The organism is Bradyrhizobium sp. 76 (assembly GCF_023073025.1).
In the GTDB taxonomy this organism is placed as follows: domain Bacteria; phylum Pseudomonadota; class Alphaproteobacteria; order Rhizobiales; family Xanthobacteraceae; genus Bradyrhizobium.
Genome location: NZ_JADPIS010000073.1, coordinates 1 through 8,002, shown reverse-complemented (window position 1 = coordinate 8,002; position 8,002 = coordinate 1). Strand labels below are relative to the sequence as shown.

Annotated in this window: 6 protein-coding genes and 3 pseudogenes; 5 read left to right on the top strand and 4 right to left on the bottom strand. The window is 58.0% G+C overall.

Annotated elements, in window-relative coordinates:
- A partial coding sequence (locus IVB48_RS15990) for an IS3 family transposase (RefSeq protein WP_247399029.1) occupies nucleotides 1–112 on the top strand: 112 nt, incomplete at its 5' end.
- 220 nt (nucleotides 113–332) lie between these two features.
- Here the strand turns inward: IVB48_RS15990 and IVB48_RS15985 are convergent.
- The 3 genes and pseudogenes from IVB48_RS15985 to IVB48_RS15975 form a co-directional block, all read right to left on the bottom strand.
- Complete coding sequence (locus IVB48_RS15985) at nucleotides 333–1,136, bottom strand: DUF87 domain-containing protein (RefSeq protein WP_247348845.1); 804 nt, start codon at nucleotides 1,134–1,136, stop codon at nucleotides 333–335.
- A 95-nt stretch (nucleotides 1,137–1,231) separates the two neighbouring features.
- Nucleotides 1,232–2,204, bottom strand: a pseudogene (locus tag IVB48_RS15980) (IS481 family transposase).
- Nucleotides 2,205–2,404: 200 nt separating this feature from the next.
- Complete coding sequence (locus tag IVB48_RS15975; RefSeq protein ID WP_247348843.1) at nucleotides 2,405–2,782, bottom strand: hypothetical protein; 378 nt, start codon at nucleotides 2,780–2,782, stop codon at nucleotides 2,405–2,407.
- Nucleotides 2,783–2,996: 214 nt separating this feature from the next.
- On the opposite strand from IVB48_RS15975, the pseudogene IVB48_RS15970 reads away from it, so the two are divergent.
- The 3 genes and pseudogenes from IVB48_RS15970 to IVB48_RS15960 form a co-directional block, all read left to right on the top strand.
- Nucleotides 2,997–3,110, top strand: a pseudogene (locus tag IVB48_RS15970) (IS110 family transposase); the annotation flags it as partial.
- 1,272 nt (nucleotides 3,111–4,382) lie between these two features.
- Complete coding sequence (locus IVB48_RS15965) at nucleotides 4,383–6,242, top strand: caspase family protein (protein ID WP_247400771.1); 1,860 nt, start codon at nucleotides 4,383–4,385, stop codon at nucleotides 6,240–6,242.
- Nucleotides 6,243–6,270: 28 nt separating this feature from the next.
- A complete protein-coding gene (locus IVB48_RS15960) occupies nucleotides 6,271–7,236 on the top strand; it encodes a hypothetical protein (RefSeq protein WP_247348839.1) in 966 nt (321 codons plus the stop codon).
- 3 nt (nucleotides 7,237–7,239) lie between these two features.
- Here the strand turns inward: IVB48_RS15960 and IVB48_RS15955 are convergent, their stop codons facing one another.
- Nucleotides 7,240–7,848, bottom strand: coding sequence for an ABC transporter substrate-binding protein (locus tag IVB48_RS15955; RefSeq protein WP_247400767.1), 609 nt, complete (start codon nucleotides 7,846–7,848; stop codon nucleotides 7,240–7,242).
- On the opposite strand from IVB48_RS15955, the pseudogene IVB48_RS15950 reads away from it, so the two are divergent.
- Nucleotides 7,826–8,002, top strand: a pseudogene (locus IVB48_RS15950) (helix-turn-helix domain containing protein); the annotation flags it as partial. The gene IVB48_RS15955 and the pseudogene IVB48_RS15950 overlap by 23 nt on opposite strands.

Below are 8,002 nucleotides of genomic sequence, written 5' to 3'. Positions count from 1 at the left end.
CAAGGCCGACGTGTTCGACTACATCGAGCGCTTCTACAATCCGAAGCGAAGGCATTCGACGATCGGATATCTGAGCCCTATGGAGTTCGAACGGAAGGTTGGATTAGCTTAAGCCGGTGTCAACAGAACCGGGTGCAGCTCAAATAGCTAAAGTATCCAGATGATTACTCGCGCCACCCACATCGTCGACGGTCTGCTAGCTTTCGGCCGCGATCACGGCCTGATTGTTCATGACCTCGGTGTTGTAGTCGTTGGCGGAGCGATGTGAGATGAATAGTTTATCGAACGCCGTAGTGTCGATATCGGTGTTCGCGAGATGGCCGGCAACGGCGTCACAATAGGAACCCGCAGCCTTCTTCTTGATCTTTGTCGCTGAGAAGTTGATCGAGCGCGCTCATTGCGTTCTGCAGGGAACCGAGACTGGCCGCAGCTGTGGCATTGCCGCCCTTGGCGATCGCCCACCAGTCTTTCAACACGGGTTCCTGTGTCTGTTCCGCCGCGCTCAGCCATGCACAGATCTCCTCCGCGTTCAGGAACCAGAGCGGGAGGCCGAACTCTTTGCCATTGAGATAGATGCGATCCGGCAAGCGTACCGCTGCTTTTGCGGCAGGAAAGGCTTTGGCGTATTCGCCATTAATGTCGAGAATGAAGACATGCGGGTCCTCCGCTGCGCCGTCGAGCGCTTTCATGGCCTTCTGAATGAGGTTCGACACCGAGAATGACTTGCCCGACCCGGTGTTACCGACGATGGCCAAGGGCCTCGAGAACAGGTCATTGTAGGACGCCCGGACGACGTTACGCGCCTGGCCCGTCGGAAATCCGATCTTCAAGTCGCAGTCAAAGTCCCTCGCATCATAACCCTCCGGCCTGTTGCGACGGGGCGGGATTTCAAACACGGCGCGCAAGATGTCAGGTGATCCGATTTCTGCCGGTGTATCGAGTGTTGGCAGGATGGATATACCCGGACTGAAGGACGGCTCATCGTCGGCATGCTCGATGGTACCCAGCAACTGCACGCTGGCGGTCCGGCGCGGTTTCATGAGTTCCAGGTTCAGTTCGTCGCCGCTGGTGGGATCGAAGCTCTCACGTGCCTCAAGATCAGTAATGATGCCAATGACGGTTTCGCCGGCCCCCAATGAAAAGGTCAGATAGGCGTTGATCGCGATCGCAACCTGAACCCCATCGAGGGTCGCGCGCAGGGCCGATCTTGTTTAGGGCAGCAATTCCACCTTCACCCGGAAGTGTTTAGTCCCGGCATTTGCTGGAGCGGATTGAGATTGAATCGTTGTGGCTGGGAGGTCCAGCATTTGCAGATGTATTCGTAAGGCGTGAGGCCCTTCAGGGTTTTCAGCCGCCGAGCGTAGTTGTAGGCGGTGATGAAGTCGGCAAGGTGTGCCTTGAGCTGATCGTGTCGGTCGTAATGATAGCGTTGGACAGTCGCTTCCTTGATCGTTCGGTTCATGCGCTCGACCTGGCCATTGGTCCAAGGATGCTTGATCTTGGTCAGCCGATGTTCGATGCCATTTTCCCTGCAGCGCATATCGAACATATGGATCGCGTATCTTTGCCGTCGGGCCGTCCGCGTAGCGCGGCGGGAAGGTGAACTGGATCCCATTGTCGGTGAGAATCGTGTGGATCTTGTAGCGGACCGCCGCGATCAGAGCTCCGAGGAAGGCCGAGGCGGAGGTCCTTTCCGCCTTCTTGACCAGTTGCACGAAGGCGAACTTACTGGTGCGATCGATGGCGACGTAGAGGTAGAGCTTGCCTTCAGCGGTCTGGAGCTCAGCAATGTCGATGTGGAAATAGCCGATCGGATAAGCCTTGAACAGTTTCTTCGAAGGCTTGCTGCCTTCGACCTCCGGCAATCGGCTGATCCCATGACGCTGGAGGCAGCGATGCAGAGATGACCTCGTCAGATGCGGGATGGTTGGCTGCAGCGCATAGAGGCAATCGTCCAGTGGCAGCAGCGTATGCCGCCGGAAGGCGACGATGATCGCCTCCTCCTTGATGGAAAGGACAGTCGACTTGGCTTCTTTGGGGCCTGTCGAGCGATCGGCGACAGTCTCGCGCTGCTTCCACTGCGCGACAGTCTTCTGGTTGATACCGTAGCGCTTGGCGAGCGCTCTCAAGCTCTCTTGACTATTTTGTATTGCTCGACGGACTGCCTCCGTCGTGGTGGCGCAGCCGTGTAAAACTTGACCCATAGCGCATCCTTCGAATCATGCGATAAGAATGCACCATCAAAGCTTGGGACCAAACACCTAAGCTCAAGCTGGTCAAACGGCAGATGTACGGGCGCGCTAAGCTCGATCTCCTTCAGGCAAGGCTGATTGGCGCGCCATAAAAACAATCACGATCATCGAATATGCGTCAGAGCCCAATATTGACCCCGCGTATTGCCGCATCAGCGAATGTTACCCTGATGGTGCCATTGCCGATGGCGATCCGATATCGATTGGTTGACTGCGCCAGGTGGGCTTTGGGCTTGCTCGATGAGAGGGGCTGTGGGCGGGTCGGGCCCTACATAGCCCGAGCCGTCCACAACCCCGGGCAATGGGGCAGCGGTGGTGGCCTGGTCGAGCGGCTCCTCCGCGACCAGCTGCTCGGCCGTCTTCCGTCTAAGCGCCCTCAGCAGACGCTGCACGATCGAATGCTGTCTTGTCCCGAACTCCTCGGGGTCTTTCTCGCTCAGCCGGCCGACGATGGCGAGTGCAGTTAACTGCGGTTGCTTAGCGAGCCAGCCCTCCATCGCAGCAATATGCGGATCGAGCTTGGACGGCATGCGGACCCTTATAGGGCCGACGGCTGCGCCGGTGCGTGGCACGCGGCTCGCCGGATGTCGTCGTCTTGCCGAGCGTCTTCGCAAAAGTGGCTGCGGTCGCTGGCGCGGTGCTCGTGCTGGCGGGTTGCAGGCCGCGCGCCTGTTCGAGGCAGCGACCGTCCTCTCTATCGGACCCAAAATGGTGTTCCCTCAAGGCCTGGGGAATGAAGCTGGCGAGCGGATCGGTATGAAAAAGGCAAAGGTCGCCATTGCCCGCAAGATCGGAGTGATCCTCCACTGCATTTGGGTCGATGGCACGTCGTTCGACTGGGGCCACGCCCCGGCCTGACCTTATTTTGTAAGCTCCTGCCCGGTCCGCCGGGCCGGCGATGTCCCGCTGGGACGTCGTGGTGATCTCGGTCAATCGGCTGGTGGCGGCTCCTCCGCACGCCGTTGCAAACGATGAGGCACCCAATCCGGACATCATCATGAGGCGCTTGCGACCTCGGAAAGGACCATGACCCCAGCGACGGGCAGCGGATCGTTGTGATTTAGGTGACGGCTAATCAACCAATACTAGCGAGCTGGCTATCGATCTACCAGCCGCGCTCGCCCCGTCTCCGGAACCCCCGAGCGAAAGGACCCTTTGTAGAAGACGTTCCAATCTGTGTTCGGAGTGACGCGCTCGGGCGAGTAACAGGACCTTTCGTACGCTCCGGGCCGTGTTTGTCGGAACACCGCCCCCGATTTGGCTGTTAATGTTTGGCGAAAGAGGCACGGGGAAACTCTTCGTCCGCGCTCACTTGGTCAGAAAAGGTTCGATATGAAGCATGACGACAATGGAAGTCCCCATGAAGTGCCGACGATGTCGGACGAACAGCTCGAGCTGCAGCACTGCGAGCAAGAGATTGCCCGTCTCAAATAGCTGATTGTGCGCCTTCCGAAATTGCGCTGCGCAACCTCGTGAGAGACGCCGAGGACCGAAAATCGGAACGCGCGTGAGTCTCTGGCGAGCCCACCGAACGACCAGCCCCGGGGGGAAACGAACGTCGTCGTAGCGCGCTGTTCTTGGCAACGCGGCTCCCGCGGGGGGCAGGGAGCAGCCCGCCACTATCTCGATAGTGGCGGGGCTCCTATTTTCGAGGCGGAACTTTGAGGATTCAGACCGGCATTTGCGGCTCGGCTCCTCTGGTTTGATCGGATGCCGGCATGCGCAGGAAAGGCGGCGATAGGCCGAACGCATCTGGCCGACGCGGTCGCTAAACAGGGCGCGACGCATCGTTTTAGGACGAGTGTCATAGGCAAGCGGGATGTTCTCGAGTGGGCCTGCGGGCGCCAGTTCCCGCAAGCCTCGTAGAACTGAAACCGGCCAATTCAAGCGAGCCGTCCTGCGACGGATGGCACTCCGGACGGCTCGCTTCAAGCCAAGTCTGCCGCTCGAAGATCCCTCGCCCGGCAGCTGTGGGCGGCGTCCACCAGGGCCGGCAGAAAGATACCTGGGCATTCCGGTGAGCATTGCTGCGCTAGGGTGCGGCCGACGGTCGTATGAAAACTCTTTCAGAAATCCCACCAGCTTACTACCATAACCTGTCCCCTCTCGTTTCCCGATGTGGAGGTTGCGATGGCGATCAGAAGGCGCGAGGTGCTTTTGGGGGGCCTGGCTTTGGCGCAATTGGCAGCGCCGCTCCCACTGAGAGGCCAAACCAGTGGGGTATCGACGCGAGCCGCCGTCGTCGTCGGCGTCAACAAGACGGGCGACTTGCCGGTCCTGCGCGCGGCTGCCGCCGGTGCAAAGTCGGTTGCTAGCTGGCTGAGCGCCGAAGGCTTCGAAGTTAAATTGATCGATGATGATGATGGTCGAGTCGTCACGGCAGACAGTATTAAACGTGCCGTCACGGAGCTGGTCAATCGAGGCACGCTCACTCAGCTTCTTATCTACTTTTCGGGGCATGGCGTCGCATTTGGGACGAGTGAATTTTGGCTGTTGACAGGCGCGCCCGACGACTTAGCCGAGGCAGTCAGCGTCACTGAGTGTATAGATCAAGCCAACCGAAGTGCCATTCCAAACGTCGTCATCATTTGCGACGCATGCCGGTCAATCCCAGACTTTGACACGACCCTTCTTCATGGAACGGTGCTTTTTCCCAGAGGGAGCTTTGTACCCGGCGTCCAATCGCCCGACGTCGATCGTTTCTTTGGGACTCGGCAGGGTGCTCCCGCATACGAATTGAAGATCGCAGCCGATGACTATGCGGGGGTCTACACGTCGACCCTCTTGGACGCATTCAAAAGCCCGCGGGCCGGGATGGTGACTAAAGTCAGGGACGTGGACGTGATATCCAATCGCGCCCTTAAGACCTTTCTGCTGGAAGAAGTGCCGACGCGCTTAAAGGCTGCAAATTCGAAGGTCATTCAGTACCCGGATTCGAAGATCGAATCTCCCGAAAGCGTATACATTGGCCGAGCAACAGCTCAACCGAGACCCACTCCGACTCCGACTCCGACGCCGACTCCCGGGCCGACGACAGGCAATATAACCGTCTCGGACATAGCCAATCACCAGTTTAGCCTCACGCGCGTTGGCCCCTTGGCTTCCCTTCGCGATCTAAACGTCCAGGCTCTCGATCGAGCTTTCGCAGACAGCGAACTCCGTCGAGTACAACGCGAACTTCTCGATACCAAGAAAGCCGATTCCTTTGACACGGAGACCGGTCTTTTCGTGGTTGGCGCTGGCGTGCGCGCGGTGTGGGTCGCAGGCGATCAAGGGGGAGACATCGTCGACGCAGGGGACGGGAGAGAGCGCCCCGCCATGATAAGCATTCCCGGCGCATATCCCCAACCGGTCACCACAGCTTTGATGTTTGAGGACGGTTCGGGCACTGTCGTCGCCGCGCTACCTGGATTTATAGGCTCTCTAACCGTGAGGAACGGACAGGTGACAAGCGTCGCGTATGCACCGTCCCCGCGAGGCTCCCGTCGAGGCGAGTACGCAGGCGAAAATGCTCGGCTTGAAGAGCTCCGGGCCTTGGCAGCTGCGTCAAGCAAATTCGGTGTTTTTCGCATCGAGGGAGATAAACAAGCGAGAACTGATGCTGGTGGACGCCTGGCAAATCAAATTCGTGTTCTCAAAAGCGTCGACCCGACATTGGGACTTTACGCGGCGTATGCCTACGCAGACGCCAATCTTCCTGATCAAGTACGATCGGTTCAATCCTACATGAGGGGAGATCTTGGAGCTGATTTATTTGACGTTGCACTGCTTGCTGACAAATTGACAGGCCAACGGATCGAGGGACTGCGAAACTCAGTCGTGCCCTTTTGCCCTATGTTGACCCAAGGATGGCAATTGCTCCGCGTTAGAGAAGTTACCCTGGCCGAGAATGTTCAGCGCGCGCGAGATAGCTTGCGGCCGGGCTTGTGGACGACGTTTGGACCGCCCGGCGTGGAGTTTATCGGCAGAGCTATCCAAGCCGCGCGATAGTGGTTTTATTCACTTTGGGGGAAAGACGATGGTGACTCGTCGTGATTTGCTTTCAGCAGCCGGAGTTGGCCTGGCAGCCTCGATTCTTCCGCTCCCACGCGCGCGGGCCGCTAATCTTGCCCCTGTACGACTAGTGTTGGTGCATGGCCGATCGCAGCAAGGGCGCGATCCCGGTGAATTAAAGTCAATTTGGATGGATACGCTCCAGCGCGGCGCCGCGAAAATCAAACGCAGCCTTCCGGATAGTCTCGAGGTGGTGTTTCCCTATTATGGGGACAAGTTGGATGAACTCGCCCGGCAGTCCGAGCTACCCTTGACTAATGACGTTCAGGCCAAGGGGAATCCTGTAGATGACGATTTCCTGAAATTCCAAGCATCGGTCGCCGAGTCCATGCGCCGTGGTGCAGGCGTAACGGATGCTCAGGTTCAACAGGAGTTCGGGAACAACACAACCGAGCGGGGCCCGCAGAATTGGGCGTGGGTTCAGGCACTCATTCGTGCGATTGATCGACATGGCGGTGGAGCTAGCCAGACCACAATCGAGACGATCATGCGAGACGTATACCTTTATACAACACGTGCCGGCGTCAGGGACGAGGTCGACCGTATCGTCGGACCTGCGTTAAATGAAAAACCCTGTGTCGTGATTGCCCATTCGCTAGGAACTGTAGTTGCCTACAACGTACTACGCACGGACCGCCGTAGCTTAAACGTGAGGGCGTTCATAACCGTCGGCTCACCACTCGCTATTAGAGCTATACGAGATCAACTGCGCCCAATCGGCTTTCCACCGCCAGCGAAAGCTTGGTACAACGCGTTTGAGCCGAGGGACGTGGTCGCTCTGTACCCACTCGACGCAGCCAATTTCCCGGTAAACCCAGCCATCGAAAACTACGGCAGCGTCAGGAATGGTACCGATAACCGGCACGGAATAATCGGGTACTTGGACGACCCGGACGTCGCCAAGCATGTCTTGGATGCCTTGACCGTATGATCATTATCTTTCGAGATAATGCGCCGGCGGATACTCTCGAGAAAAGGCCCGACCGGACAAAAATTTCTTTGGATCGTAGGTCCAAAACTGGCTTACGAACGGATATGTCTTGATTGGCTCGTTTCCGAGTAGCGCCGTGTTGCTTCGGGATATTCGCGAAGCTTTCGCGATGAAGATGATTCCAACAACGTTCCCACGTTCGTCGAATTTGACGGGACCGCGGATCGTGTCAAACACCTCAGATCCACGCAGCGTCTCGGTAAACCTCTGTCGGTCCTCGATATCACCTCCGAGTTTTTGCAAGGCTTGCTCTAGCACCGCGCCAAACGTGTACGCCGCAGCAGCATTGAGGCCAGGCGCCGAGTTAAATTCGCGCCGCATTGAGGTCGCAAACATCCGGTTCGCCGAAAACTCGAAATCAGGCAAATACCAACTGGACGATATAGTTCCAACTAGGTCGTCGCCGAACTGGCTCTGGGCTGCGTCCAAAAGGGAAGCATCCAGATTGGAGAAGTTGGCAAGGATCGGAAGCCTAACACTGAACCGCCCCGGGTTTGCCGGAGGCTCCAACTCCTGAGAGGATGGAGCCATGACGAGCAAGACGACAAACAAGTTTTCACCCGAGGTCCGGACCCGAGCGGTTCGGATGGTTCTGGATCACGCCAGTGAGCACCCGTCACGCTGGGCGGCAGTGATGTCGATCGCGGCCAAGATCGGCTGCACGCCGCAGACGCTGCATGACTGGGTCAAGAAGGCCGAGATCGAT